Annotated in this window: 23 protein-coding genes and 1 tRNA gene; 13 read left to right on the top strand and 11 right to left on the bottom strand. The window is 74.0% G+C overall.

Translation table 11 applies throughout. The features are described 5' to 3' along the window. Positions 1–64: 64 nt before the first annotated feature. The gene (locus AC1DT4_RS03870; RefSeq protein ID WP_477088448.1) at positions 65–676 is read right to left on the bottom strand and encodes a TetR/AcrR family transcriptional regulator; all 612 of its coding nucleotides are present in this window, start codon (positions 674–676) and stop codon (positions 65–67) included. Positions 677–797: 121 nt separating this feature from the next. On the opposite strand from AC1DT4_RS03870, the gene AC1DT4_RS03865 reads away from it, so the two are divergent. Together AC1DT4_RS03865 and AC1DT4_RS03860 are read left to right on the top strand one after the other, a co-directional pair. Next, positions 798–2,291: an MFS transporter gene (locus tag AC1DT4_RS03865; protein ID WP_477088447.1), complete on the top strand. Its 1,494-nt coding sequence runs from the start codon at positions 798–800 to the stop codon at positions 2,289–2,291. A gap of 105 nt (positions 2,292–2,396) precedes the next feature. Next, a complete protein-coding gene (locus AC1DT4_RS03860; RefSeq protein WP_477088446.1) occupies positions 2,397–2,645 on the top strand; it encodes a DUF4242 domain-containing protein in 249 nt (82 codons plus the stop codon). An 81-nt stretch (positions 2,646–2,726) separates the two neighbouring features. On the opposite strand, the gene AC1DT4_RS03855 is transcribed toward AC1DT4_RS03860, so the two are convergent. The 4 genes from AC1DT4_RS03855 to AC1DT4_RS03840 are packed head-to-tail and all read right to left on the bottom strand — an operon-like array spanning position 2,727 to position 4,956. After that, positions 2,727–3,059: a hypothetical protein gene (locus AC1DT4_RS03855; protein WP_477088445.1), complete on the bottom strand. Its 333-nt coding sequence runs from the start codon at positions 3,057–3,059 to the stop codon at positions 2,727–2,729. 14 nt (positions 3,060–3,073) lie between these two features. Further along, positions 3,074–3,808: an SRPBCC family protein gene (locus tag AC1DT4_RS03850; protein ID WP_477088444.1), complete on the bottom strand. Its 735-nt coding sequence runs from the start codon at positions 3,806–3,808 to the stop codon at positions 3,074–3,076. Between the two features lies 1 nt (position 3,809). Beyond that, a complete protein-coding gene (locus tag AC1DT4_RS03845) occupies positions 3,810–4,412 on the bottom strand; it encodes a helix-turn-helix domain-containing protein (RefSeq protein WP_477088443.1) in 603 nt (200 codons plus the stop codon). Between the two features lies 1 nt (position 4,413). Beyond that, on the bottom strand, positions 4,414–4,956 hold the full coding sequence (locus AC1DT4_RS03840; RefSeq protein WP_477088442.1) for a dihydrofolate reductase family protein: 543 nt from the start codon (positions 4,954–4,956) through the stop codon (positions 4,414–4,416). A 193-nt stretch (positions 4,957–5,149) separates the two neighbouring features. Between AC1DT4_RS03840 and AC1DT4_RS03835 the strand changes: the two genes are divergently transcribed. Then, positions 5,150–6,460 (top strand): helix-turn-helix domain-containing protein, encoded by a 1,311-nt coding sequence (locus AC1DT4_RS03835; RefSeq protein WP_477088441.1) that lies wholly within the window; start codon positions 5,150–5,152, stop codon positions 6,458–6,460. A 357-nt stretch (positions 6,461–6,817) separates the two neighbouring features. On the opposite strand, the gene AC1DT4_RS03830 is transcribed toward AC1DT4_RS03835, so the two are convergent. Continuing rightward, positions 6,818–7,948, bottom strand: a complete 1,131-nt coding sequence (locus AC1DT4_RS03830) for a peptidoglycan-binding protein (RefSeq protein ID WP_477088440.1) — start codon at positions 7,946–7,948, stop codon at positions 6,818–6,820. A gap of 343 nt (positions 7,949–8,291) precedes the next feature. On the opposite strand from AC1DT4_RS03830, the gene AC1DT4_RS03825 reads away from it, so the two are divergent. The 3 genes from AC1DT4_RS03825 to AC1DT4_RS03815 all read left to right on the top strand — a co-directional run bounded on the left by AC1DT4_RS03825 (position 8,292) and on the right by AC1DT4_RS03815 (position 14,012). Then, positions 8,292–12,926: a hypothetical protein gene (locus AC1DT4_RS03825; protein ID WP_477088439.1), complete on the top strand. Its 4,635-nt coding sequence runs from the start codon at positions 8,292–8,294 to the stop codon at positions 12,924–12,926. Between the two features lie 133 nt (positions 12,927–13,059). Then, positions 13,060–13,335: a hypothetical protein gene (locus AC1DT4_RS03820; RefSeq protein WP_477088438.1), complete on the top strand. Its 276-nt coding sequence runs from the start codon at positions 13,060–13,062 to the stop codon at positions 13,333–13,335. 95 nt (positions 13,336–13,430) lie between these two features. Continuing rightward, entirely contained in the window at positions 13,431–14,012 is a 582-nt protein-coding gene (locus AC1DT4_RS03815; protein ID WP_477088437.1) for a dienelactone hydrolase family protein, read from the top strand. A gap of 106 nt (positions 14,013–14,118) precedes the next feature. Here the strand turns inward: AC1DT4_RS03815 and mscL are convergent, their stop codons facing one another. The 3 genes from mscL to AC1DT4_RS03800 all read right to left on the bottom strand — a co-directional run bounded on the left by mscL (position 14,119) and on the right by AC1DT4_RS03800 (position 15,956). Next, entirely contained in the window at positions 14,119–14,676 is a 558-nt protein-coding gene (mscL, locus tag AC1DT4_RS03810) for a large conductance mechanosensitive channel protein MscL (protein WP_477088436.1), read from the bottom strand. Between the two features lie 48 nt (positions 14,677–14,724). Continuing rightward, on the bottom strand, positions 14,725–15,405 hold the full coding sequence (locus AC1DT4_RS03805; RefSeq protein WP_477088435.1) for an SAF domain-containing protein: 681 nt from the start codon (positions 15,403–15,405) through the stop codon (positions 14,725–14,727). Between the two features lie 242 nt (positions 15,406–15,647). Continuing rightward, positions 15,648–15,956, bottom strand: a complete 309-nt coding sequence (locus AC1DT4_RS03800) for an FmdB family zinc ribbon protein (protein ID WP_477088434.1) — start codon at positions 15,954–15,956, stop codon at positions 15,648–15,650. A 156-nt stretch (positions 15,957–16,112) separates the two neighbouring features. Here AC1DT4_RS03800 and AC1DT4_RS03795 point away from each other — a divergent pair, with 156 nt between their 5' ends. Then, entirely contained in the window at positions 16,113–18,680 is a 2,568-nt protein-coding gene (locus tag AC1DT4_RS03795; RefSeq protein WP_477088433.1) for a penicillin acylase family protein, read from the top strand. Here AC1DT4_RS03795 and AC1DT4_RS03790 read toward each other — a convergent pair. Beyond that, positions 18,670–19,308, bottom strand: coding sequence for a 5-formyltetrahydrofolate cyclo-ligase (locus AC1DT4_RS03790; protein ID WP_477088432.1), 639 nt, complete (start codon positions 19,306–19,308; stop codon positions 18,670–18,672). The two genes, AC1DT4_RS03795 and AC1DT4_RS03790, sit on opposite strands and share 11 nt — an antisense overlap. A gap of 119 nt (positions 19,309–19,427) precedes the next feature. Here AC1DT4_RS03790 and galU point away from each other — a divergent pair, with 119 nt between their 5' ends. The 6 genes from galU to AC1DT4_RS03760 all read left to right on the top strand — a co-directional run bounded on the left by galU (position 19,428) and on the right by AC1DT4_RS03760 (position 24,803). Then, a complete protein-coding gene (galU, locus tag AC1DT4_RS03785) occupies positions 19,428–20,330 on the top strand; it encodes a UTP--glucose-1-phosphate uridylyltransferase GalU (RefSeq protein ID WP_477088431.1) in 903 nt (300 codons plus the stop codon). A 26-nt stretch (positions 20,331–20,356) separates the two neighbouring features. Next, on the top strand, positions 20,357–21,595 hold the full coding sequence (locus AC1DT4_RS03780; RefSeq protein WP_477088430.1) for a molybdopterin molybdotransferase MoeA: 1,239 nt from the start codon (positions 20,357–20,359) through the stop codon (positions 21,593–21,595). Beyond that, a complete protein-coding gene (locus AC1DT4_RS03775) occupies positions 21,595–22,191 on the top strand; it encodes a GNAT family N-acetyltransferase (protein WP_477088429.1) in 597 nt (198 codons plus the stop codon). The genes AC1DT4_RS03780 and AC1DT4_RS03775 overlap by 1 nt, the downstream gene beginning before the upstream one ends. A 63-nt stretch (positions 22,192–22,254) precedes the next feature. Beyond that, positions 22,255–23,391: a hypothetical protein gene (locus AC1DT4_RS03770; RefSeq protein WP_477088428.1), complete on the top strand. Its 1,137-nt coding sequence runs from the start codon at positions 22,255–22,257 to the stop codon at positions 23,389–23,391. 54 nt (positions 23,392–23,445) lie between these two features. Further along, positions 23,446–23,518, top strand: a tRNA-Ala gene (locus AC1DT4_RS03765). Positions 23,519–23,816: 298 nt separating this feature from the next. Further along, positions 23,817–24,803 (top strand): type IV toxin-antitoxin system AbiEi family antitoxin domain-containing protein, encoded by a 987-nt coding sequence (locus AC1DT4_RS03760; protein WP_477088427.1) that lies wholly within the window; start codon positions 23,817–23,819, stop codon positions 24,801–24,803. Between the two features lie 96 nt (positions 24,804–24,899). Here AC1DT4_RS03760 and AC1DT4_RS03755 read toward each other — a convergent pair whose 3' ends face one another. Beyond that, positions 24,900–25,175 (bottom strand): GlsB/YeaQ/YmgE family stress response membrane protein, encoded by a 276-nt coding sequence (locus AC1DT4_RS03755; RefSeq protein WP_477088426.1) that lies wholly within the window; start codon positions 25,173–25,175, stop codon positions 24,900–24,902. Between the last annotated feature and the right edge of the window lie 2 nt (positions 25,176–25,177).

Below are 25,177 nucleotides of genomic sequence, written 5' to 3'. Positions count from 1 at the left end.
CGTCCGAGCGTGGCAGCGGTGCGGCGCGCGGGTCAAGGTGTGCCGCGACCTGCGGGAACCTTCCTCAGGAGCCGGTGACCAGGGGCAGGATCACGGAGTCGATCATCTGCACCACGAACTCGTCGTCGACGTGCTGCCCGGCGACCATCTTGCGGTAGGCGATCATGGCCGGCGCGACGGCGGCGACCATGTCGAGGTCGACGTCCGCGCGCAGCTCGCCGCGGGCCTGCGCGCGCTCGAGCAGCCCGCGCATGAGGTTCACGCGGGTGCGGACGAACTGCTCGTGGAACACCGCCGCGACCTCGGGGTTCTCCTTCACCGCGGACATCAGGCCGGACATCAGCTCCGAGTCGTCCGTGCGCGGCCGGCCGTAGCGGACGGCGAGCAGGTCGGAGCGCAGCGAGCCGGTGTCGGGGATGTCGTCGACGGTCTGGGCCACCCCGCGGACGCACACGACGGCGTCGACGGTGAGCTGCACCTTGGACGGCCAGCGGCGGTAGACGGTGGCCTTGCCCGCGCCCGCGCGGTCGGCGACGGCGTCCATCGTCATGCCGTCGAACCCGCGCTCCGCGAGCAGCTCGCGCGTGGCCAGCAGGATCGCGTCGTCCTTGGACTCGTCACGTCGTCGGCCGGCTTTCCGGGTCGTCGTCGCCCCGGTCAGGTCGTCCACGGTCATTCGTCGCCTCTTTCGTCGTCGGACCCACTGTAGCCGGATAAATCGAGACTGGGGGGTTCCGGAACTGGCAAGTTCCGTATTACAGTCGCTCCACCGACCACGACGTCCCAGGAGCATCACCATGTCGTCACCCGCCCAGACCGCCACACAGAGCCGGCATCGCTGGTTCGTGCTGGCCACGGTCGCCCTCGCCCAGCTCATGGTCGTCCTCGACGCGACCATCGTGAACATCGCGCTGCCCTCCGCCCAGGCGGACCTCGGGTTCAGCGACAACGACCGCCAGTGGGTCGTCACCGCCTACGCGCTCGCCTTCGGCAGCCTGCTGCTGCTCGGCGGCCGCCTCGCCGACATGTTCGGCCGCCGCCGCATGTTCCTCATCGGCCTCGTCGGCTTCGCCCTCGCGTCCGCCCTCGGCGGCGCCGCCCAGACCTTCGAGATGCTCGTCGGCGCCCGCGCGCTGCAGGGTGCGTTCGCCGCGGTCCTCGCCCCGGCGGCCCTGTCCGTGCTGACCACCACCTTCACCATCCCGAAGGAGCGCGCCCGCGCGTTCGGCGTCTTCGGGGCCATCGCCGGGATGGGCGGCGCCATCGGCCTGCTGCTCGGCGGCTTCCTCACCGAGAACTTCAACTGGCGCTGGAACCTCTACGTCAACGTGGTCATCGCCGCGTTCGCGTTCGTCGCCGGCACCGTCCTGCTCTCCCGCACCGAGGAGCGGCACGACACCCGCATCGACGTGCCGGGCGTGATCCTCGCGTCCACGGGCCTGTTCGCCCTGGTGTTCGGCTTCTCGCAGGCCCAGCCTCAGGGCTGGGACGCGCCGGCGGTGTGGGGCTCGCTCGCCGCCAGCCTGGTCCTGCTCGTCGGCTTCGTCCTGCGGCAGCGCACCGCGCAGCACCCGCTGCTGCCGCTCGAGATCGTCGTCGACCGCGACCGCGGGGCCGGGTTCCTCGCGATCCTCGTCGCCGGGTCCGGCATGTTCGGGGTGTTCCTGTTCCTCACGTACTACCTGCAGCTCACCCTGGGCTACACCCCGATGCAGACGGGCGCCGCGTTCCTGCCGATGGTCGTCTTCATCGTCATCACCGCGCAGGTCCAGTCGAACATCCTGGTCCCGCGGTTCGGGCCCAAGCTGCTGGTCCCGATCGGCATGCTGCTCGGCGCGAGCGCGATGCTCTGGTTCACCACGCTGGGGCTCACCAGCGGCTACCCGCGGGTGCTGGTCGGCCTGATCGTGATGGGCATGGCGATGGGCTCGATCATGCCCGCGTCGTTCCAGATCGCGACGCTCGGCATCGCCCGCCAGCAGGCCGGCGCCGCCTCGGCGATGGTCTCCACCAGCCAGCAGGTGGGCGGGGCCATCGGCACGGCCGTGCTCAACACGCTCGCCGCGACGGCCGCCGCGGCGTACGTCACGGCCCACGCGCCCGCCAGCCCTCAGGTGCTCGCCAACGCGGCGCTGCACAGCTTCTCGGTCGCCTACTCGTGGGCCGCGGGGATCTTCCTGCTCGGCGCGATCCTCACCGCGACGCTGTTCCGCACCCGCGCCGACCGCGCCGCTCGCGCCGAGGCTCTCGCCCCGGCCACCCAGGACGGGGCACCGGTGCTGGCGCACTGAAACATAGGTAGTCACTACCGATCTGCACAGGCGGTGCGGATTCCTACGGTGATCGGGCCAGCCCACTTCCGGGCTGGTCCGATCACTGTTCCAAGGAGCACTCCGATGCCGCTGTTCATGGATGTCCACCACCTCGGCGAGGTCACGCTGGGTGACGTCGCCCAGGCGCACCAGGCCGACCTCGCCACCCAGGAGGGTCACGGGGTCAGCTACCTGCAGTACTGGGTCGACGAGCAGAACGGGAAGGTCTTCTGCCTCGTCGACGCCCCGTCCGCCGAGGCCGCCTCGACGGTGCACCGGGAGGCGCACGGCCTCGTCGCCGACGCCGTGTACCCGGTCCAGGAGGGTCACTGACCCGACCCGTTCACCGAGGAGGTCTGGGGGTATGGCGACCCGATGTCCACCCCCAGACCCCTCCGGCCCGTCGAGAGGGCCTCAGCCGGCGAGCTGACCGATCCACCCGTCGACCGCTGCAACGTCCAGGTCGTCGGCCGTCGCGATCTTCAGGCTCCACCGCGACCCGTCGGCCGACGCGGTCAGCGCGCCGGTCGCCTCGGTGACCTCGGAGCCGTGCCAGAGGAGCAGGGTGACCCAGCGGGGGAACGCCTTGAACCCCGCGACGGGGTCGTTGCCGCGCAGCCAGACGGGGTGGCCGTGCCACATGCTTCCCTCGGCGTCGGGCAGGCGGGCGTCGAGCCGGTCTCGCAGCGCGGACCCAATGGCGGCCTGGTCGGCGGGCAGGCCCGCGAGGTACTCGTCGATCGTCATGGTCGTTCTCCTTCTCAGGCGGTGACGGCGTCGAGCCAGCCCTGCCAGGCGGCGGTCGCGCGCGTCTCGTCGGTCGTGCCGAACAGGTGGTGCCCCACGCTGGGGGCGTAGTAGCCGCGGAAGAACCGGTAGAGCCCGTCGCCGCTGCGCACGCCGACCACGTCGGGAGCGGCCCAGTCGACGACGCCCTCGATCGGGGGCAGGCCGGTCGGTGTGAGCGTGACCGTGTCACCCACCGTCGCGTCGTCGGACAGCCCGAGGTCGGCCTTCGCCGCGGCCCAGGCGCCGTCGAGGTCGCCCGGGGCGCCCGACGGGGTGACCGCGATGCCAGGCCGCCCGGTGAAGTGCGTGAGGTACTGCGCGAGGGTGTGCAGGTACATCCGGCCGCCGCTGCGCATGGCCTCGTACTCGTCCTCCCAGTCGTCGGCGGGCAGGAAGCCGCTGCTCACGACGCGGAGCACCGTCGAGCCGCTCTGGCGGGCCTCGAGGAGGAACTCCATGGCGAAGAACCGGCCGTCGGGGCTCTCGGCGCCGCGGAAGGCGAAGCGCCGTCCCGGCTCGAGGGCGACGATCTGCGACTCCTGCTGCCAGCCGCCCATGCGGGTGGTGACGACGCCGTCCTCGGGCCGCACCTCGGTGGCGCCCATGAACCACGAGCTGATCCCCGGTCCGGTGGCGATGGCGTCCCAGACGGCGTCGGGGCTCAGGTCGAACGAGAGCTCCTCGGGGACCTCGAACGCGTGCGGCATGTCACTCCTTCTCTCTGTCGGCGCGGGACGTGGTGCTCGGGTGGACGGCGACCACCAGCCGGAAGGTCCGGCCGTGCGCGGCGTCCTCGTGGTGGTACTTGGAGACGAGGGCGAGCGCGGCGCTGCTCAGCTCCTCGGCGAACGCGGACCGGTCGGCCGCGGAGGCGAACCGGACCTCGCCGTCCAGCGCGAACGTGGCCAGGGTGCGCTGCTCGCGCGCGGCGCCCGTGATCAGGGCGCCGACGTCCTCGACCAGCCGGCCGGCCAGCGACAGCAGCCAGGCCGCGGAGAGCCGGTCGGGCGATCGCTTCGGGTCCGGTCGCAGGGACGCGAGCGCGGCGGGGGAGATGACGTACGAGAGCGCGGTCGCCCGCATCACGCGCTCGACGACGTTGCCCTTGCGGCGCTCCTCGGCCAGCTCGATCAGGCCGTGGTGCTCGAGCGCCCGCAGGTGGTAGTTGACCTTCTGGCGCGGCAGCCCGAGCCGCTGCCCGAGCGCGGCGGCCGAGCTGGGCTCGGCGAGCTCCGCGAGCAGCCGCGTGCGCATCGGGTCCAGCGACGCCTCGGCCACGGCCGGGTCCTCGATGACCGCGACGTCGAGCACGTCAGCCCCGCCTCGGGCGCAGGGTGGTCACGACGACGCCGTTCGGGTACTCCGTCGACGACACCCGCTCGAGCGCCGTCCGGTCCGCGAAGATCGGCTTCCCGTTGCCGAGGAACACGGGGTGCACCGTCAGCCGGTACTCGTCGACCAGGTCGTGCGACGTGAGGTACCGCGCGAACGTCGCGCCGCCGGACGCGCCCAGCGGTCCGCCGTCCTGGGCCTTGAGGCGCGGGATCTCGACCTCCGGCGGGTCCGTGGCCAGCCGCGACCCCTGCCAGTCCACGGACTCCAGAGTCGTCGAGAACACGACCTTCTCCAGGCCGTTCATGATGTCCGCCAGCGGTCCCTCGGCGCCGGGCCACGTCGCGGCCTGACCCTCGTAGTTGACCCGGCCCATGACGATCGCGTCGAAGCCCGCCAGGAGCACCTCCGTGTCCGCCATGAGCTCAGGGCTGAAGTTCGGGAACATCCAGTCGAGCCCGTCCTCCGGCGTCGCCACGAAGCCGTCGAGGGAGACGTTCATCCCCAGCGTCAGTGTCCGCATCGGTCGCTCCTGTCCGTCGTCGCCGTCCCGGGGCGGTGGTCGCGCCTCGTCGGTGGCTCCAGTCTGCAGCCGATCGATTCATTTGTCTAGACAGAAAGATTGTTCGGTAGTCAACTCGTGACGACCAGCTGTCTGCGGGACGTCAGCCGACCTCCACCTTTCGGTGGACGGCCCCCGTACCTATCGTGAGTCCGTGCACCCTTTGAGCCGACGCGTGCGGGACGCCCGGGAGAAGGCTGGGCTCAGCCAGGGCGAGCTCGCGCGTGCCGCCGGCGTGCACCCCACCTACATCTCGCACGTCGAGCGCGGGACGCGCACGCTCGGCCCGGACTCGCTCGCCCGGGTCGCCGAGGTGCTCGACGTCCCGGTCGCGTTCCTGGTCGACGGCGAGCGGGCACCCGAGTACCGCTCCGCCGAGAGCGCCATCGTCGAGGCCCGTCGCCTGTCCCGCATGGGGTCGCCCAAGGCGGCCGCCGAGGTGCTCGCCGGCGCCGACGTGTCGGGGCTCGACGTCGACGCGGCGGCCCGGGTCGGCCTGGCGCACGCGGAGGCCCTCGACGTGGCCGGCGAGCTCGAGGGGTCGGTCGACGTGCTCGAGGGCGTCTGCGAGCGGCTCATCGAGGCCCGCCGGTACCCGCAGGCCGCGTACGCCGCGATGCGGATCGTCATGGCGCTGACGGAGCTCGGCGACCTGCACCGTGCCGTCGCGCGCGGCGAGGACCTGCGCGAGCGCCTGCCCGCCTCGGTGGCGGGCTCCGACGAGGTCGTCCGGCTCGAGTCCACCATCATCTGGGCCTACGTCGCTCGCGGCGACACCACCTATGCACGCTTCCGCGGCCGGCAGCTGCTGGCGCACACGCGTGAGCACGGCTCGGCCCGGGCCGTCTCGTCCGTGCACTGGAACCTCGCGTTCGTCGACGACGCCCTGGCCGATCCCGACGCCGCCCTGGTCCACCTCGAGTCCGCGATCGCGCTCGCGGGCGCCGACGAGATCGACCGGGACCTGCCGCGGCTGCGGCTCGACCGGGCCTACCTCCTCGTCACCGTCGAGCCGCCCCGGCCCACCGAGGCGCTTGCCGAGCTCGACGCCGCCCAGACCGCCCTCGAGATCGGGGAGTCGCAGGTCGAGCTGGCGCGCGTGGAGTCCGTGCGGTCGCGCGCCTGGCTGCTGCTCGACGACGCCGACGCCGCCCAACGGCACGCCGCGCAGGCCGTGGAGCTGCTGCGGGACGGCGTGCGCCGGGACGCGGCGGCCGCGCACGAGGCGCTGGGCGACGCGCTGCTCGCGCAGAGTGCCCGCACCGAGGCGGTCAAGGAGTACCGGTCGGCCGCCGAGCTTCTCGACATGATCGCGTCCGGCCGGTCCGCGGCGACGCTGTGGCGGCGCATCGGCGACCGCCTCCGCGTGGCCGGTGACGCGGACGAACGGGTGGTCGAGGCGTACGGTCGCGCGCTGGCCGCGGCAGGTATCCGAGGGGCGGTGCCGCTCCCCCCGCGGCCCTGACGTACCGGGTCGTGTCTACCCCGGTGTTGTCCGCGTCATTGCGCCCACGACACCAGGCTGGGGACCATGCCAGGTGTACCGGAGAGTCCGGCACACCCTCGGGAAGGTCCCCTCATGAAGAAGCTCGCCATCACGCTCGTCCTCGCCCTCGCCACCGTGACCGGTCTCGCGGGCGTCTCCGCGGCCTCCCACGGCTCCGTGGTGCTCGCCGAGCCGTGCTGCAAGACGCACTGACTCGACCGCACGACCCGTCGCCGACACACGCACCGGCCCCCGGTGCGTCACCGCGTCACGCGTGCGGCGGGCCGGGTCGTCGTCGCCCCCTCGGCAACGACGACCCGGCCTCGTCGGGGGCCGTCACGCGGCCCGCGTGTACAGGGCGGTCCAGGTCTGCGGGCCGCCGATGCCGTCGACCTCCAGGCCGTGGGCCTGCTGGAACGACCTGAGTACCGACGACGTCTGCGGTCCGTGGATGCCGTCGACGTCGATGACGGCGCCGCGGTCGTGCAGGCGCTGCTGGTAGGCCTTCGTCGCGGCGCTGGTCTGCCCCTGCTCGGTCGACCCCGGGAACGGGGGCACCAGGGCGGCGGCGGCCCGGCTCACCGGGCCGAGCGTCCCGTCCTGGACCAGGCCGGCGGCCAGCTGGAACGCCGTGACCGCCGCGGTCGGGTCGGTGACGCCGTCGATCGGCCCGGTGTAGAAGCCGAGGCCGTGCAGGATCGACTGCACGTCCTGGCGCACGGGATCGGCGGTCTGCGGGGTGATCGAGCCCTCGAAGATCGTCACGAAGCCCACGACGTTCGACTTGCGCACCTTCCGCGCGCAGACGTTGCCGTTGTACTGCGAGCCGTTCACCTTGGCGGAGGTGTTGCCCTCGATCGTCGTGAGCGTGCCGTCGGCGTTGACCGTCTCGACCAGGCCGACGTGGCACACGGGCGGGGTGCCACGGCCGTTCTTCGACACGGTCGGCCACATGAACAGGATCAGGTCGCCGGGGTGGGCGTCGGCGGTCTTCCACTTCCCGCGGTCCTTGCCCCACTGGACGATGTTCGGGGTCCAGCCGGTGGCGGGGCCGTCGGTGATCCCGGCCTTGCGGAGCACCCAGCACGCGAAGTAGCCGCACCAGGCGGCCGTGGACGGCGCGTTCCAGTACTGCTTGTACTTGGAGCCGCCGATGGTGCCCAGCTCGGCGCGGGCGATGTCGAGCGCGGCGAGTGCGGGGGAGACGTAGTCGTACTGGTAGCCGGGGCCGCCCGGGGGCTCCGGCGGGGCGGGCGGGAGGACGGGCTCGCGGGTCTGGCCGATGCCGGACGGGTCGAGCCAGTCGACCGCCGGGTCGGGGTCCTGGGCGAACGTCTCGACCGGGACCGTGTCGTTCTCGACGAGCACGCCGGGCGGCATCTCGTCGGCCGGAGCGACGCTCAGCGGGCCCGTGGCCTGCAGTGCTGTGACGGCCGGTGCGGTGCCCGGCGAAACGGTCTCGTCCATCGCTCGACTCCCGTGTCCTCGATACGTCCGTCATCCTCCAGGAGCCGCGGATTCGTCAAGGGATACAGCATCTTTGTCATGCCTCTACAGACGTCCGGAGGCGCCGCAAATCCACCCGCGGGATTCACCCGGATGGGCCGCCTGGACGTTTGACCAGCAGCGCATCCGTGCCGCACACTCGTTCTGACGGTGCGCATCGCCTGCCCCCTGCGCGGTGCGCACCGTTTCCACGTCCGGAGGCGGGACGGGTCCCCTGACCCGTCCCGCCCTCTGTTTTCCCGGTGTGTCCCGCAACGGCGCGCCATGCCCGGGATCACGCGGCAGCGCGGTTAGCGTTCCCAGCGTGACCGTCCCCGTGCGCACCACCGGCCCGGGACCCGACCAGGCTCCTGAGACCGGCGCAGACCCCACCGACCGCCCGGTGCTCGTCGAGCCCGCGACGCCCGCCGAGGTCCTCGAAGGGGCCGTCGCCACGTGGCGCGCGGCTCTGGTCGAGGCCGCAGGTGGGTCGACGCTCGTCGACGTCGAGCTGCTCGGCGAGGCCGCGCTCGACCTGTCGGCCGCGCACCCGTCGGGGATCTCGCAGCTCTTCGCCGGCCGGGAGACGCGCCTGTCCAACCTCGTCCGCGAGGGATCCGCGCTCTCCACCGCCCGCCGCCGGGCGCGGGCCGTCAGCGCGCGTGCCGCGGTGTACGCGCAGCGGTACGGCATCGCGCCGACCTCGCTGGCCATCGGCGTCGCCACCTGGACCGAGCGCACCACCCCGGACATCGCGAGCGACGACGTCGCGGCCCTCGCGTCGGTCACCCGCCAGCGGACCCCCGACGGCGAGCAGCCCGCCGACGCCGCACCGCGGACGGTCCGGGCACCCGTGCTGCTGCGGCCCGTGACCCTGCGCGCCCGGGGCTCGGGCGAGAGCGACTACGAGCTCGCGCTCGAGCCGTCGCTCGAGGTCAACCCCGTGCTGGCGCGGGCGCTGCGGTCGCGCGGCGCGCTGCTCGACCCGGGCGCGGTCGCGCGCGGCACGTTCACCACCGACGGCTTCGACCCGCGCGGCGCGCTGCAGCGGCTCACGTCGCTGGGCGAGGCCGTGCTCGACGACTTCTCGATGAGCGAGCGCGTCGTCGTCGGCACCTTCGTGCACCCCGGCCAGATCCTGGTGGACGACCTCGACAACCTGTCCGGCACGCTCGAGCGGCACGAGGTCGTCGCGGCGCTCGCGGGCGTCGACGAGTCCCGCGCGCGGCTGCGTCGGGTCCTGCCGCCGCCGGTCCGCGGCGACCGGGACCCTGGCCACGAGCGCGGCGTCGGCGACCTCGATCCGGCGCAGCAGCACGTGCTCGACATGGTGGCCACCGGGACGCACCTGTTCGTCGACGCCCCGGCGGGCGCCGACGTCACCGGCACGCTGGCCGCGCTCGTCGCCGACGCGGCCGCGACCGGGCGCACCGTCCTCTACGTGCCGGGCCACCGCCGCGCGGCCACTGCCCTCGCCGACCGGCTCGGCGCGCTCGGCCTGGGCGACCTGCTGCTCGACGTCGCGCCCGACGCCGGCTGGCGGTCCGCCATCTCCCGCCGCCTGCTCGGCGCGATGACGCTCGAGGCGCCCGCGGTCGACGCGCACGGCGTCGTGGCGCTCCGCACCGAGCTCGTCGCCACCCGCGAGCGCCTGCGCTCCTACGTCGACGCGCTGCACGCCGAGCGCGCGCCGTGGGGCGTGTCGGCCTACGACGCCCTGCAGCAGCTGGCGCGCCTGACGTCCGCGCGGCCGACCCCCAAGACGACCGTGCGGCTGACCCCGGACGTCGCCCGCGTGCTCGATGCGCCCCGCAGGGCCGACCTCACGGCCGACCTGGTGCGCGCCGGCGAGCTGAGGGCGTTCCGCGTCCGGCCCACCGACACCCCCTGGTACGGCGCGGACCTGCGCACGCGTGCCGACGCCGACAACGTGGTGCGCCGCCTCGCGCGCGTGCTCGACTCCACCCTGCCGTCGCTGGTCGAGCGGACGGCGCAGGTGGCCGCCGAGACCGGGCTCACGCAGGCGACCACCGTCGTCGCGTGGGCCGAGCAGCTGGGCATGCTCGACGGCGTGCGGGCCGCGCTCGACGTGTTCCAGCCGATCGTCTTCGAGCGCACCGCCGCGGACCTGGTCGCCGCCACGGCCACCAAGGAGTGGCGTGCGGAACGCGGCCTGGAGATGGGCTACTGGCTCCGGCGCCGGCTGCGCAAGCAGTCGAAGGACATGGTCCGCCCGGGTCGCCCGGTCGCGGACCTGCACTCGGCGCTGCTCGAGGTGCAGGCGCAGCGGGAGACGTGGCAGGCGCACTGCCCGTCCGGCGGCTGGCCGCGCCTGCCCGACGGGCTCGAGCACATCGAGGAGGAGTTCGCCGCGGTGCGGGCGGACCTCGACGCCCTCGACGAGGTGCTGTCGACGACCCCCGGCGGTGCCGGCCTGTCGACGATGCCGTTCGCGGCGCTGACCGAGCGGCTCACGCGCTTGCGGTCCGACACCGATGCGCTGACCGACCTCCCGGACCGCACGGGGCTGCTGCACCGCCTGCGCGCAGCGGGCCTCGGCGCCCTCGTCGACGACCTGGCCACCCGGCGCATCGACCCCGCCCTCGCCCCGGCCGAGCTGGACCTGGCCTGGTGGAGCACGGTCATCGAGCAGATCCTCGGCGAGGACCCCGCGCTGGCCGGCTACGACGGCGCCGCGCTCGGCGCCCTGTCCGCCCAGTACGCGACGCTCGACCGCGCCCACGTGAAGAGCCTGTCCGGCCCGGTGCTCGGTGCCGTCGTCGGTCACGTCTCGCACGCGCTGCGCCAGCACCGCGAGCAGGCCGAGGCGCTGTTCGCCGACCTCATCGAGGAGCGGCTGACGTCGCTGCGCGACACGGTCGTGCGGCACCCCGACGTCGCCCGCCGCCTGCGCCCGGTGATCGCCGCGAGCCCGATGCTCGTGCCGCAGGTGCTGCCCCCGACGCGCACCGTCGACCTCGTCGTCATCGACTCCGCCGCCCACCTGCCCGTCGAGGTCGCCCTCGCCGCCGTGGCCCGCGGCCGGCAGGTCGTGGTGGTCGGCGACGCCCGCTGCGCGTCCGGCACGGCCGTCCGCGAGCTCGCCGACGTCCTGCCGTCGGTCGCCCTGCGCGCCGACTCGTCGCGCCGCGACCCGTACCTGACCGCGTTCCTCGCGGCCCACGGCTACGCCGGCGTCCTGCGCCCGACGCCGCTGCCGCAGCACCTTCCGCTGGTCGGCCTGGACCTCGTCGACGGCACCGGGATGCCCGACCGCGAGTCCGGGTCCGTCGACTCGACCCGCGAGGAGGTCGAGCACGTCGTCGAGCTGGTGCTCACCCACGCGCTCCTGCGTCCCGACGAGTCCCTGGCCGTCATCACCGCGACCGCCACGCACGCCGAGGCGATCCGCGAGTCGGTGCTGACCGAGGTGCGCGGCAACCCGGCGCTCGCCGCGTTCTTCGACTCCGGCCGCGTGGACCCGTTCGTCGTCACGGACCTGCCCAACGTCGCCGGTCTGCGGCGCGAGGCGATCATCCTGTCGCTCGGCCTCGGCCGGACCCCGCACCGTCGCGTGCTCCACACCTTCGGGCCCATCTCCGCGCCCGGTGGTGACGCGCTCCTGCTCGACGCCCTCGGCTCGACGCGGCACCGGCTCACGGTCGTGTCCTGCTTCGGGGCCGACGACCTCGACGCCGAGCGTGTGCGCGGCGCCGGCCCGCGACTGCTGGCCGACCTCCTCGCCTTCGCGGCCCGCCGCGCCGCCGGGCAGGACGTCACCGACCTGGTCAAGCCCGAGCCCGCGGACCCGCTGCTGCGCTCGATCACCGCGGCCGCCGCCGCCGCGGACGAGGCGCTCGCCGCCGCCACCCAGCCCGACCGCCTGCTGCTCGACCTCGCCGAGCGGCTCTGGAAGCACGGCCTGCTGGTCGAGGCCGACCACGGCATCCCCGGCGGCGACCGGATCCCGCTGGTCGTCGGCCACCCCGATCTTCCGGGCGAGATGCTGGTCGCCGTCCTCACCGACGACGAGTCCTACACCGCCGAGCCCAGCGTCCGCGTCCGCGACCGCCTCACCGCCGACCGCCTCGAGCGCGTCGGGTGGAGCGTCGTGCGCGTCTGGTCGGCCGCCGCCTTCATGGACCCCCAGGCCGAGGTCGACCGCATCCGCCGCGCCGTCCACGCCCGCGTGCCCGCGCCGGCCGCGCCGCGCAGCGCGCCCCTGCACCTCGGGCTGATCGAGGAGACCGACGACGCCGAGGAGCTCCCGACCGCCGCCGCCACCGAGCCGCCCGCGCCGGCCACCGGTGCGTGGTCCGCTGTCGGGGTGATCGAGTCGGGTGACGACGCGGCACCGGCGGGCGCCCAGGCGCCGGTCATCGGCGCGCAGCCGGCTGGTGCTGACCAGGAGACGCCGGCTGCCGCCGACGCGCAGACGCCGGCCACCGATCCTCGGCCGGCCACCGCGCCGATCCGCGTGTCGACTCGTCGGGTCGCGGTCCCGGCGATCGTCCCGACGACCTCCGGTGCCGTTGCGGCTGCCGCGGCCGGAGATCCCGCGTCGGCGCCCGTCGCGGCCACGCCCACCGCCGGGGCGCCGTCCGCACCGGCCGGAGCCCGGTCCGAGTCCGCCGAGGATGCGGGCGCCGCCAAGGCAGCCGACCCCGTCACGTCCGCCGAGCCGGTCGCCGACGCCGAGGACCCGCGTCCGCCGAGCCGCCCCCTCCAGCTGGCCCTGGCGGTGCCGACGCGGCAGCGTCCCGACATCCGCACGGGTCTGCCGATCGGCGCCTACAGCGACGACCAGCTGGACGAGCTGGTGGCGTGGCTGCAGTCCGACGAGCAGGAGCGCACGCGCGAGCAGCTGGCCGCCGCCCTGCGCGACGAGCTCGGCATCACGCGTCGCTCGTACCGCATCGACACGGCCGTCCGCAGCGCGATCAGCCGCGGCATGCGCTGACGAGCGGTCAGCCCGCGCGGCGCGTGCCCGACGGCTCTCCGTCCGCCGGATGCCCGCGCGCACGACTGGTGCTCGATGGCGTCTCGGCGAACCCGACCGCACCTGTCGCATCGGTGAGATGGGATCATCGAGCGTGGCCTCGACAGACCGTCCCGACGACGCGCCCTCCGCGCGTCGGTCGCGGCGCGTCGTCCGGCCCGCCGGGACCGTCGGCGGTGACGACGCCAACCTGGTGTCGAGCCACCCCGCGATCTCGGCGGACCCGCCACTGGTGCGCGAGCCCAAGGCCCCGACGGCTGAGCCCGTCGTGGGCGGACGGAGCGCCGACGACACCGACATCGGCTGGGGCGAGCGCGAGGCCGGCTCCAACGACGACCGCCTGACCCAGGACAAGCCGCCGCACTGGTAGCCGGCCAGCACCCCTGATCGCCAGGGCGGCCGGTGTCAGTGGGGTGCGGGATGATCGCAGGGCCGCTCAGTCGACCACCCGAAGGAGACCCACCCATGGCCGAGGTTCTGCTGTTCCACCACGCTCAGGGGCTGACGCCGGGCGTCCAGGAGTTCGCCGAGACGTTGCGCGCCGCCGGCCACACCGTGCACGTGCCCGACCTGTACGACGGGCGGGTGTTCGACGACATCGAGGCCGGACTCGGGTACGCCGGCGAGGTGGGGTTCGGCACCGTGATGGAGCGCGGGCAGCACACGGTCGACGCCCTGCCGGACGGCATCGTCTACGCCGGCTTCTCGCTCGGTGTGCTCCCCGCGCAGATGCTCGCCCAGACGCGCCCCGGCGCCAAGGGAGCGCTGTTCTTCCACTCGTGCGTGCCCACGTCGGAGTTCGACAGCGTGTGGCCCAAGGGCGTCCCGGTGCAGATCCACGGGATGGACGCCGACCCGTTCTTCGTCGACGAGGGCGACATCGAGGCGGCCCGCGCCCTGGTCAAGGAGGCGGCCCCGCACGGCGAGCTGTTCCTCTACCCGGGCGAGGAGCACCTCTTCGCCGACAGCAGCCTGTCCTCGTACGACGCCGCCGCGACGGCGCAGCTGACGGAGCGCGCGCTGGCGTTCCTCGCCACGATCAAGTAGCCGCCGCCAGGTCTCGTCTCGCGCGAGAACAACGTTGCGCTCGCTGTGGGGGTCCATAGCGAGCGCAACGTTGTTCTCGGGGGAGGGCGGCCGGGGTGCCGGCCGGTCAGAGCGGTGGGGTCGTGGGGCCGCTCGGGGGGATCGAGGGGGGCGGGTCCGTGCGGGGGTTCGGCACGTCAGGGGCACCGGTGCCGGCGTCGTTGATGATCGCCCGCGTGGGACGGGCGGCGAGCAGGTCACGGATCTCCTGCAGCAGCAGGATGTCCTCCGACGGGGCGGCCGGCTCCTCCTCCTCGCCGCGCTTGCGCCGCGCCGCCAGGGCGTTGAGCGGCAGCACGATCAGGAAGTACACGGCGGCGGCGGTGAACAGGAAGAGGATCAGCGCGTTCAGGATCAGCCCGAACGAGAACTTGGCGCCGTTGATCGTGAAGGACCAGACGTTGCTCAGGTCCGTCTGACCGAAGATCGCGGAGATCAGGGGTCCGATCAGCCCGTCGACGATGGACTTGACCACGGCTCCGAACGCCGCACCGATGACGACACCGACCGCCAGCTCGATCGCGTTGCCCCGCGAGATGAAGTCCTTGAAGCCCTGGAACACCTTCGCGGTGCCTTGCAGACCCTGACGTGCGCCGTTGAGCCCGGCGTTGAGCCTGTCCGTCACGTTGCCCCCTCGGGGTAGGTGGTGGTTTGACCCGTCTCGGTCGGTCGATCATGGCACGACGACCGCGGACAGCAAGGCGGAGGCGGCGGCGCCGGCGAGGGCCGGAGCCTCGGCCGGAGCGACGGCCAGGAGCACGGGGACGGAGGTGTCGGCCGAGCCGCCGACCCCGAGCGCGCCCTCGTCCGCGGGTCGCCGGGCGACGGGCAGGACGAGGGCCCGCGTCGCCACGACGCTCCCCGGACCGCCCTCCGCGGTGGCCGCCAGCACGTCGACGCGGACACCGGGCGACAGCAGGTCGGCGACGGCGGGGTCAGCGAACCGGACGGTCGCGACGACCGTGCCCGGTGGCCCGCGGACCTCGGCGTCGGCCAGCAGGCCGGGCAGCACGGGCACGCCGCGGGCGAGCGGGACCGCGGCGGACTCGCCGACCACGCGGCGGGCGTCGGCGAACGCGCCCTCCGGGACCAGGGCGACCGGCAGCCGGACGACCCGCAGGTCCGCTTCGGTCACGGTGGTCCCGGCGAGGATCTGGCGGGCGGCGACGACGACCGCGGACGTCGGCGGCTCGGGCGGTCGGAGGGCCTGGACGGTGCACCCCGAGGCGATGCCCAGGCAGGCGGCCGCGACCAGGAACCGGGCGCGCCAGAGCCCGATGCGCACGGCGAGCCCGAGCGGGCGCCGGCGACGCGGCAGGGGCGGTGGCTGGCCGCCGAGCGGACGTGGGTGCATGGCCGTCGACGCTAGGACGCCACGACGGAAGGCGATCTGGGGCGGGCACCGGAGGAGGGCGAGAGCACTCGTCGGTGGGGCTGTGGGCGTCTCGTGCGCGTTGCGCTGTCCCGGCCGCGGACCGAGATGTCAGCGCCTCGAGGCTCGCAGGCCCGAGCGGTGCGGAGCGGGGCGAGCGGCCCGAACGAGAGCGGCGCCCCTCACCGGAGGGTGAGAGGCGCCGGAGGCTCGGTGCGCGTCGGTCAGGAGGACGCGGCCGGCTTCGCGGCGTTGCCACCCGTGGCAGGCGCGGGCGTCGAGGATGACGCGGTCGCGGGTGCGGGCGTCGCTGCGGGGGTCGTGGCCGCGGGGCTCAGCGACGACGACTTCGCACCGGCGCGGGCGTCGTTGCGGTAGAAGCCGGAACCCTTGAACACGACGCCGACGGAGGAGAACACCTTGCGCAGGCGTCCCTCGCACTCGGGGCAGACGCTCAGCGAGTCGTCGCTGAACGACTGCACGATCTCGAAGGCGTGACCGCACGCCGTGCAGGCGTAGGCGTAGGTGGGCACTGAAGGTCTCCTGGCAGCTGATCGAGCGGGCGGAAAGGTCTGGCACTCGCGTCGTCCGAGTGCCAATCGTAACCGCTCGCCCGACCGGGACATTCCGACGCCCGCCGCCGGGCGTCGCGTCGGCCGCGGCCGGGACGGCGAAGTACCCTCCGAAGCGTGTCTCGTCCTCACCTCGCCCGTCTCACCCTGATCACCGTCGCCGCGGTGGTCGTCGTCGCGCTGGTGGTGTCGGTGGTCACGGCGTTCGTCGTCGTGCGCCGCCCGCTGCCCGAGGTGGCGGGGGAGCAGAAGCTGGCGGGGCTCGATGCCGAGGTCACGGTCACGCGGGACGCGCGGGGGGTTCCGACGATCACGGCGACCACCGCCGACGACCTCTTCCGCGCCCAGGGCTACGTCGCCGCGCAGGACCGGTTCTTCGAGATGGACTACCGCCGGCACGTGACCGCCGGGCGGCTGTCGGAGCTGGTCGGCGAGAACGCGGACGCGCTCGAGGCCGACAAGGTCATCCGCACGTTCGGCTGGCGCCGGGTGGCCGAGCAGGAGTGGGACCTGCTGGAACCCGCCACGCGGGCCGCCCTGCAGTCGTACGCGGACGGCGTCAACGCGTACCTCGACGGCAAGGACCCGGGCGCGATCGCCGTCGAGTACACCGTGCTCGGTCGGCAGGTCACCGTGCGGGAGCCGGAGGCGTGGGACCCGATCGACTCCCTGGCGTGGCTCAAGGCGATGGCCTGGGACCTGCGCGGCAACTACGACGACGAGCTCGCGCGCGCCGCGGCGTTCTCGTCGGTGGGGGACATCGCCCGCGTCAACGAGCTGTTCCCGACCTACCCGCAGGACCTCAACCAGCCGATCCTGTCCGCGGCGGAGGTGCTGCCCACCCAGATCGTCCAGACGTCGGCGACCACGACGCCGCTCGACCTGGGGGACGCGGACGTCCAGGCCGCGATGGCGTCAGCAAGCGCCGCCCTCGCGGCCGTGCCGCACCTCCTGGGCGACGGCGAGGGCGTCGGCTCCAACTCGTGGGTCGTCTCGGGCGACCGGACGGAGTCGGGCAAGCCGCTGCTGGCCAACGACCCGCACCTGAGCATCTCCGCGCCGGGCATCTGGGAGCAGGTCGGGCTGCGGTGCGCGGACGTGTCGGCCGAGTGCCCGTTCGACGTCTCCGGGTTCGCCTTCGCGGGCATGCCGGGCGTCGTCATCGGCCACAACGCCAAGCTCGCCTGGGGCCTGACCAACCTGGGCGCGGACGTCACCGACTTCTTCCTCGAGCGGGTCGACGAGAACACGACGCGGCTCGACGACGGCGCGGCTCCGATCACCGAGCGCACCGAGCTCATCCACGTCAACGGGGCCGCCGACGTCCGGCTGACCGTGCGCGAGTCGGTGCACGGGCCCATCGTCAGCGACGTGCTCGACCTCGTCGGCGTCGGGACCGCACCCGTGCCGGAGGGTGCCCCCGGCCGCCGGTTCGCCGTCGCGCTCGGCTGGACGGCCCTGCAGCCCGGCCGGACCATGGACGCGGTGCTCGCCATGAACGTGGCGTCGAACGCCGACGACATCCGCAACGCGGCCGCCCTGTTCGACGTGCCGTCGCAGAACATCGTCTTCGCGACGACGGACGGCCACATCGGCTACCAGGCGCCCGGCCGCATCCCCCTGCGCGCGACCGTGCTCGGCGGCCCCGTCCCGTCGAACGGCACCTGGCCCCGGCCGGGCTGGGACAGCCGCTACGACTGGAAGGGCTTCGTCGACCCGGCGGACATGCCCCGGACGATCGACCCCGCCGACGGCTTCATCGTCACCGCGAACCAGGCGGTCACCCCGGCCGGCCTCGGGCCGTTCCTCACCGAGGACTGGGACTACGGCTACCGGTCCCAGCGCATCCGCGAGCTGCTCACCAAGGCCACCGCCGAGGGCAAGGTCGACGCGGCGGACATGAGCAGGATCCAGCTCGACCAGCACAGCCCGTATGCCGACGTGCTCGTCCCGGTCCTGCTCACGCTGAACATCGACGACCCGTTCTACGACGACGGCCAGGAGCTGCTGCGCACCTGGGACCGGGTGCAGTCGTCCGACTCGGCGGCGGCAGCGTACTTCTCCGCGGTCTGGGCCGACGTGCTGAGGTCGGCGTTCGCCGACGACCTGCCGGAGGGCTTCGGCCCGGACGGCGGCTCACGATGGCTCGAGGTGGTGCGCCGGTTGCTCGAGGAGCCCGCGTCGCCGTGGTGGGACGACAAGTCGACGCCCGGCGTCGTCGAGGGTCGCGACGAGGTGCTGACCCGCGCCATGGTCGCGGCGCGCCGTCAGCTCACCGCGCAGCTGGGACGCGAGGCCACGGACTGGCGCTGGGGTCGGCTGCACACCGCCGCGCCCCAGCACCCCGTGCTGGGCGGCGAGTCGATCCCGGCCGTGATCCGCAGCCTGGTGAACCCCGACGCGCTCCCGGTGGGCGGCGGCTCGTCCATCGTCGACGCCACCGCCTGGGACGCGAGCGCGAGCTCGTTCGGCGTCACGTCGGCGCCGTCGATGCGGATGGTCGTCGACCTCGGGGACCTCGACGCGTCGACGTGGGTGACCCTGACGGGCACCTCGGGCCACCCGGCGAGCGTGCACTACGCCGACCAGTTCGGGCCGTGGTCGCGCGGCGAGACGTTCCCGTGGCCGTTCACGCAGGCGGCCACCGAGGCGGACGTCCGGGACAGGCTGACGCTCACCCCGTGATGCGGTGCCACTCCAGGGGGGTGGCCACCGCGTCGACCAGGCGGTCGTGGCGCTCGCGGGGCAGCGGGCGGCTGGCGGCGTCGTAGAGCTCTTCCGGGAAGACGAGCGCGACCACCGGGACGCCCGGCCGGATGTGCTCGAGCGCGCGGTCGTACCAGCCGCCGCCCTGGCCCAGCCGTGCACCGGTGGTGTCGACGGCGAGCGCCGGGGCGATGACGACCTCGGCGTCGCCCAGCGCCGCCGCTCCCAGGGTGTCGCCGCCCGGCTCGGGCGGACGGCCCGGCGCGCGCTCGCGCAGGTCGTCGGGACCCGCGTACTCCGCCCAGTCGCGCTGCAGCCCGCTGCCCAGCACGGGCATCAGGACGCGGACGCCGCGGGCCGCGAGGGCCTCGAGGAGCGGTCCCGTCCCCGGTTCGGTGACGCGCGAGGCGTACACGGACACGCAGGTGGCCTCCGCCACCGCGGGGATGGTCAGCACGACGTCGGCGAGCGCGCGGGCGGCCTCGTCGCGAAGCCGGACGGAGCGGGTCTTGCGTGCCTCGCGGATGGCGACCCGGAGCCGTTCCTTGACGTCCTCCACCTCGTCCCCCTCGGACACGCGCGGATACGGCTGGGCGACGCTGCTCATGGGGACAGTCTCGCGCACCCGGGGACGCCCGGGCGACGTCCCGGGGGATCGATCGTGAACAGCCGCACGTGGTGACGCACGCCACTGCGCACCTCGGCGGCCGCGGCTAGGGTCCCGGCATGACGATCCACAAGGCAGTCATTCCCGCCGCGGGCCTGGGGACCAGGTTCCTGCCCGCCACGAAGTCGACGCCCAAGGAGATGCTCCCGGTCGTCGACAAACCGGCCATCCAGTACGTCGTCGAGGAGGCCGTCAGGGCCGGGCTCGACGACGTCCTGCTCATCACGGGCCGCTCCAAGCGCACGCTCGCGGACCACTTCGACGCCGTCCCGGAGCTCGAGGCGGCCCTCGAGGCGAAGGGCGACCTCGAGCGGCTGGCCAAGGTCCGGGAGTCCACCGACCTCGGCCACGTGCACTTCGTCCGCCAGGGCCAGCCCAAGGGTCTGGGCCACGCGGTGCTGCAGGCCAAGCACCACGTCGGGCAGGAGCCGTTCGCGGTGCTGCTCGGCGACGACCTCATCGACGAGCGCGATGAGCTGCTGAGCACCATGCTCGCGCTGCAGGAGCGGACCGGCGGCTCGGTCATCGCGCTGCTGGAGGTCCCGGAGTCGCAGATCTCCCTCTACGGGTGCGCGGCGGTGGAGCCCTTCGACGGCGCGGACGACGCGGACCAGGTGAAGATCACCGGGCTCGTCGAGAAGCCCCCGGCCGACGAGGCGCCGAGCAACCTGGCGATCATCGGCCGGTACGTGCTGCACCCCGCGGTGTTCGAGGTGCTCGAGAACACCGAGCCGGGCCGCGGCGGCGAGATCCAGCTGACCGACGCGCTGGCGACGCTGGCCGACCTGCCCGCGTCCGAGGGCGGCGGCGTGTACGGCGTGGTGTTCCGGGGGCGCCGCTACGACACAGGCGACCGGCTCGACTACCTCAAGGCCGTCGTCCAGATCGCGGTGGACCGTCCCGATCTGGGACCCGACTTCCGCGCCTGGTTGACCGACTTCGCGGGGTCGCTCGCCGACTGACGCGTCGGGCGGGGCAGAATGCGCGCATGAGATCGGTCCAGGACCACCTAGCGGCCGTGCTGGCCGCCGTCGGACCGGTCGCACCCCTCGACGTCGTGCTGCACGACGCCGTGGGCTGCATCCTCGCCGCGGACGTCACGGCCACCCACGACCTGCCGGCGTTCGCGGTCGCGTCCCGCGACGGGTACGCCGTGGCCGCGCACGACACGGCCGGCGCCGGGTACGCGAGCGAGCTGGCGCTGCCGGTCGCGCACGACGTCCGGCCCGGGTCCGGCGGACCGCTGCGGCTGGTCCCCGGCACCGCCGTGCGGATCGCGTCCGGTGCGCCGCTGCCGCTGGGCGCCGACGCCGTCATCCCGCTCGAGGAGACCGACCGCGGGACCGCGCGCGTGGCCATGCAGCGCCCCGCGGTCGCCGGGCAGCACGTGCGCGCCGCGGCGTCGGACGTGCGCGCGGGGGACGTCGTCATGGCGGCGGGGACGCGGCTGGGCGCGCGGCAGCTCGCGCTCGCGGCCGCGATGGGCCGCGGTCGGCTGCGCGTGCACCCGACTCCCCGGGTGGTCCTGCTCTCGGTGGGCGACGAGCTGGTCGAGCCGGGGACCAACGCCGACCGCTCCGGCGGTGGGGCGTTCGAGGCCGACGGGCACGCGCTCGAGGCCGCCGTCCGCGACGCCGGCGCCGCCTCCGTCCGGGTGGGCATCCTGCCCGACGACCGAGCGATCCTGCGCGAGGCGATCGAGGACCAGCTGGTCCGCGCCGACCTCATCGTCATCACCGGCGGGCTCTCCGAGCTGACGCACGACACCGTCAAGGACGTGCTCGCGCCCATGGGCAGCGTGCGGCTCGACCAGATCGCCATGACGCCCGGGCAGCGGCACGGGTTCGGGACGGTGGCCGACGAGCTGGCCAGCGACAAGTCGGTGCCGATCTTCGCGCTGCAGGGGCACCCCGTCGCGGCCCAGGTGTCGTTCGAGGTCTTCGTCCGCCCGGCGCTGCGCGCCATGGCCGGGCACACCGAGCTGTTCCGACCCTCGGTCGCGGCCGAGGCCACCGAGGGCTGGGTCTCGCCGCCCGGGCTGCGGCAGTTCGTGCCGGCGACCGTCCTCGGCTCCCCCGAGGAGGGGTACCGCGTCACCCCGATCGGCGATCCCTCGGCGCCCACGATCAACGCGCTGGCGCAGGCCAACGCGCTCGCGGTCGTCGGCGAGCAGGACCTGACGGTGCACCCCCGCCAGATCATCCACTGCCTCGTCCTGGAGGGCTGATGGCCACCGGCTGGCCCGCTGTGCTCGTCGAGGGCGCCGTGCGGCTGCGTCCGCTGCGGCGGCGCGACCAGGAGACGTGGATGGCGCTGCGCGCGCAGAACGCCGCGTGGCTCGAGCCGTGGGACGCCACGAGCCCGGTGCCCGTCACCGGTCCGCGGCCGTCGTTCGGCACGTTCGTGCGGTCGCTCTCGGCGCAGGCGCGCGCGGGAGTGACGCTGCCGTTCGCCATCGACCTCGACGGCCGGCTGGTCGGCCAGCTCACCGTCTCCTCGATCACGTACGGGTCGTTGCGGTCGGCCGCGATCGGCTACTGGGTGTCCGAGCACGTCGCCGGCCTCGGGATCACGCCGACCGCCGTCGCGCTGGCGACCGACCACTGCTTCACGTCGCTGGAGCTGCACCGCGTCGAGGTCAACATCCGCCCCGAGAACGGGCCGTCGCTGCGCGTCGTCGAGAAGCTCGGCTTCCGCGACGAGGGGCTGCGCGAGAAATACCTGCACATCCAGGACCGGTGGTGCGACCACCGGACGTTCGCCCTGACCGTCGAGGACGTCCCCGGCGGCCTGCTGGAGCGCTGGCGGGCCCGGAACGGGTGACCCACAGGGCGACACGCCGAGGCGGTCCCGAGGACGCGCGGCCCCGACGCCTACCGTCGTGACGTGAACGATCTCGCAGGACCGGTCGCGCTCGCGCTGGTCGGCCTGTGGGTGGCTTATCTGGTGCCGCACAAGCTGCGACACCGGCAGCAGCTGCTCGAGTCCCGGGCGGACGACCGGTTCTCCGAGGCGCTGCGCGTGGTCGCGGTGAGCGACCGGCGCATCCGCCACGAGGCCGCCTCCGCGGAGTGCGGGCCGACGGCGAGCAGTACCGCGGGGCTGCTGACCCCGAGCAAGGGGCTCCCGGTGGCCACCGGGAGCGCGACAGGAGGCACCACCGTGGACCGACCGCACGGCACCCAGGACCGGATCACCACCGACGCGGCTCGCCGCGCCGCGCAGGCACGTGCTGCCCGGGCGGCGTCCGTCGCCCGCCGCGCCGCTGCCGCGCGCCGTCGCGCCGTCCTCGCGGGGCTGCTCGTCGTGGCCACCGTCGTCGGCTGGGCGGCCGTCGGGCTGAGCCCGCTGGTCACCTGGGTCGCCGGCGCCGTGCCCACCGTCCTGCTCGGCTCCGTCCTCGTGCTCGGTCGCCGTGCCGTCCTCGCCGGGCGTGAGGCCGACGAGGCCTGGGAGCAGAAGCTCGCCGACGAGCGTCGGACGGCCTCCGGGCCGCGCACCGGGGCCATGCGGGCGGTGGCCACCGCCTCGCGCGCCGGGGCTCCGGCCACGGCCAAGCCGGCCGCCTCAGCTCCCGCCGCTCCGGCGGCCGAGCCCGCCGCCGCTCCGAGCGAGGCACCGCTCGCCTTCGTCACCGGCCGCGCCATCCACCCGTCCGACGCCAGCACGGAGGTGTTCGAGCGCATCGTCGCCGACAACGGCGAGTCCGACGGCCCCGTGCGGCACGCGTCCACCGGGCAGGTCCCCGTGGTCCGTCGCTCGGCGACGGAGCAGCCCGCCGCGGGGGAGGACGAGGCCTGGTCCCCGGTCCCCGTGCCGCGCCCGACCTACACGATGAAGGCGTCGGCACCCCGCCGCGAGCCCGCCCCGCTGGAGAACCTCGAGGGCTCGACGGCCGCCCGCACGGCCGGGGCCGAGGCGCCCAGCGACGCCGAGCGCACGCCGCTCGAGGCACCCGTCGAGACGACCGGCAGCATCGACCTCAACGCCGTCCTGGCGAAGCGCCGCGCAGCGGGCGAGTGACCCCGCCGATTTCGCGATCCGCCCGGGCCTGGTGTTAGTCTTTAGCCCGCTCGCGGGGCTGTGGCGCAGTTGGTAGCGCGTCTCGTTCGCAATGAGAAGGTCAGGGGTTCGAATCCCCTCAGCTCCACCCGCACACGAAGGCGGCCCCCTCCGGGAGGCCGCCTTCGTCGTTCCCGGAGGCGCGCCGACGCGGCGGCCGACGCGCGGCCGGGCCGCTCGCGTGAAGACTCCGTTGCGGCGTGCGCGACAAACTCTTCACGCGAGCCCCACGGGCGGGCCGCGGCGATGCGGGCACGTCCGGACCCGAGCGCCGGCCATGCGTGAGGACACACCTCGCGACCCGGGCCGGGAGAGCCCGCACGGCGATCGCGAGCCTGTGGATTGCGTGGCGCGGCCGACGCGCATGTCGCGGGACCCTGCCCGCCATGACTGACTCCCGGAGCACTGGATCGGTCGCGGCCAGGCTGCCGACGGCGCCCGGTACGGCGGCACGGACCGCGATCGCGCGACAGGACGCCGTGGCGACCTCGGCGCAGCTGCAGGCCTGGGGTGTCGGGCGCGCGATGCAGTCACGGCGGATCGCACGCGGTGACTGGCAGCAGCTGTGGCGAGGTGTCGTCGCCCTGCACTCAGGTGCGATCACCTGGCGGGAGCGCGCGCGTGGAGCGCTGCTCTACGCCAGCGACGGCGCCGCGCTCTCCCACGGCTCCGCCGCATTCGTGCACGGGATCGCCGCGTCGCCCGGACCGCAGATCGTGGTCAGCATCCCTGGCCACCGGGCCGTGTCGGCGCAACCGGGGATCGACGTCCGACGCCGGCGGGCGATGCCGTACGCGGGAGGGCGGCTTCGTGCGGTCGGCGTGGACGCCACGGTGCTGGACCTGGCGCACGAGCTCCTCGTCGAGGACGACGTCGTCGCTCTCGTCTGCGAGGCCGTCCGCGCAGGTGTCCTCCCGGGGCGTCTCCTGCTGCATGCCGGTGAGCGCAGGTTCCTCCGGCACCGCCAGCTGGTCGAGGACCTGCTGGGCGACGACGGGCAGGGCATCGAGTCGCCGCTCGAGCACCGGTACGTACGCGATGTCGAACGTCGACATCGGCTGCCGGCCGCGCAGGCTCAGGTGAGGGAGCGGTCGGGTGGGCGATGGATCCGCGCCGACCGGGTCCACGCCGGGCTCGGAGTGCGGATCGAGCTTGACGGGCAGCTGGCGCACCCGGACGGTCGAACGGATCGCGACACCTGGCGGGACAACGCCGTGCTGATCGAGCGGGCGGAGATCACCCTGCGCTACCGGTGGCGCCACGTGGTGGCCGAGCCGTGCGCCACGGCAGCGCAGGTGTCGACCGCGTTGCGCTCGCGCGGCTGGGCAGGTCGTCCGAGGCCCTGCTCGCCGACCTGCTCCGTGCTCGCGTGAAGACTTCGCCACGCTGAGCGCAACGAAGTCTTCACGCGAACGCGGCCGGAGACGCCGAAGGCGGCCCCGGCATGGGGGCCGCCTTCGGGAGCGGGCTCAGAGGATGCTGCGGCGACGGCTGCGGCTGCCGGAGACGGCCGCGACGCCGATCGCGGCGAGCACGACCTGGAACAGCAGCTCGATCCAGTCGACGCCGTTCGTCTCCTGGACTCCGACGAGGCTGGCCAGCCAGGTGCCGATGAGGGCTGCCACGATCCCGATCACGATGGTCAGCAGGATCGAGATCCGCTGCTTCCCGCGGACGAGCAGGCGACCGAGGATGCCGATGACGGCGCCGATGATGATGGCGGAGATGATGCCTTCGGGGGTCATGT

Source organism: Cellulomonas sp. P4_D11 (assembly GCF_056401915.1).
The sequence above is the reverse complement of the archived record's forward strand: the minus strand, read 5'-3'. Positions and strand labels throughout refer to the sequence as shown.

Coding starts and splice junctions, on each gene's coding strand:
- AC1DT4_RS03870 (WP_477088448.1), bottom strand. CDS start 676: ATGACCGTGGACGACCTGACCGGGGCGACGACGACCCGGAAAGCCGGC.
- AC1DT4_RS03865 (WP_477088447.1), top strand. CDS start 798: ATGTCGTCACCCGCCCAGACCGCCACACAGAGCCGGCATCGCTGGTTC.
- AC1DT4_RS03860 (WP_477088446.1), top strand. CDS start 2,397: ATGCCGCTGTTCATGGATGTCCACCACCTCGGCGAGGTCACGCTGGGT.
- AC1DT4_RS03855 (WP_477088445.1), bottom strand. CDS start 3,059: ATGACGATCGACGAGTACCTCGCGGGCCTGCCCGCCGACCAGGCCGCC.
- AC1DT4_RS03850 (WP_477088444.1), bottom strand. CDS start 3,808: ATGCCGCACGCGTTCGAGGTCCCCGAGGAGCTCTCGTTCGACCTGAGC.
- AC1DT4_RS03840 (WP_477088442.1), bottom strand. CDS start 4,956: ATGCGGACACTGACGCTGGGGATGAACGTCTCCCTCGACGGCTTCGTG.
- AC1DT4_RS03830 (WP_477088440.1), bottom strand. CDS start 7,948: ATGGACGAGACCGTTTCGCCGGGCACCGCACCGGCCGTCACAGCACTG.
- AC1DT4_RS03815 (WP_477088437.1), top strand. CDS start 13,431: ATGGCCGAGGTTCTGCTGTTCCACCACGCTCAGGGGCTGACGCCGGGC.
- AC1DT4_RS03805 (WP_477088435.1), bottom strand. CDS start 15,405: ATGCACCCACGTCCGCTCGGCGGCCAGCCACCGCCCCTGCCGCGTCGC.
- AC1DT4_RS03790 (WP_477088432.1), bottom strand. CDS start 19,308: ATGAGCAGCGTCGCCCAGCCGTATCCGCGCGTGTCCGAGGGGGACGAG.
- galU (WP_477088431.1), top strand. CDS start 19,428: ATGACGATCCACAAGGCAGTCATTCCCGCCGCGGGCCTGGGGACCAGG.
- AC1DT4_RS03780 (WP_477088430.1), top strand. CDS start 20,357: ATGAGATCGGTCCAGGACCACCTAGCGGCCGTGCTGGCCGCCGTCGGA.
- AC1DT4_RS03775 (WP_477088429.1), top strand. CDS start 21,595: ATGGCCACCGGCTGGCCCGCTGTGCTCGTCGAGGGCGCCGTGCGGCTG.
- AC1DT4_RS03760 (WP_477088427.1), top strand. CDS start 23,817: ATGACTGACTCCCGGAGCACTGGATCGGTCGCGGCCAGGCTGCCGACG.
- AC1DT4_RS03755 (WP_477088426.1), bottom strand. CDS start 25,175: ATGACCCCCGAAGGCATCATCTCCGCCATCATCATCGGCGCCGTCATC.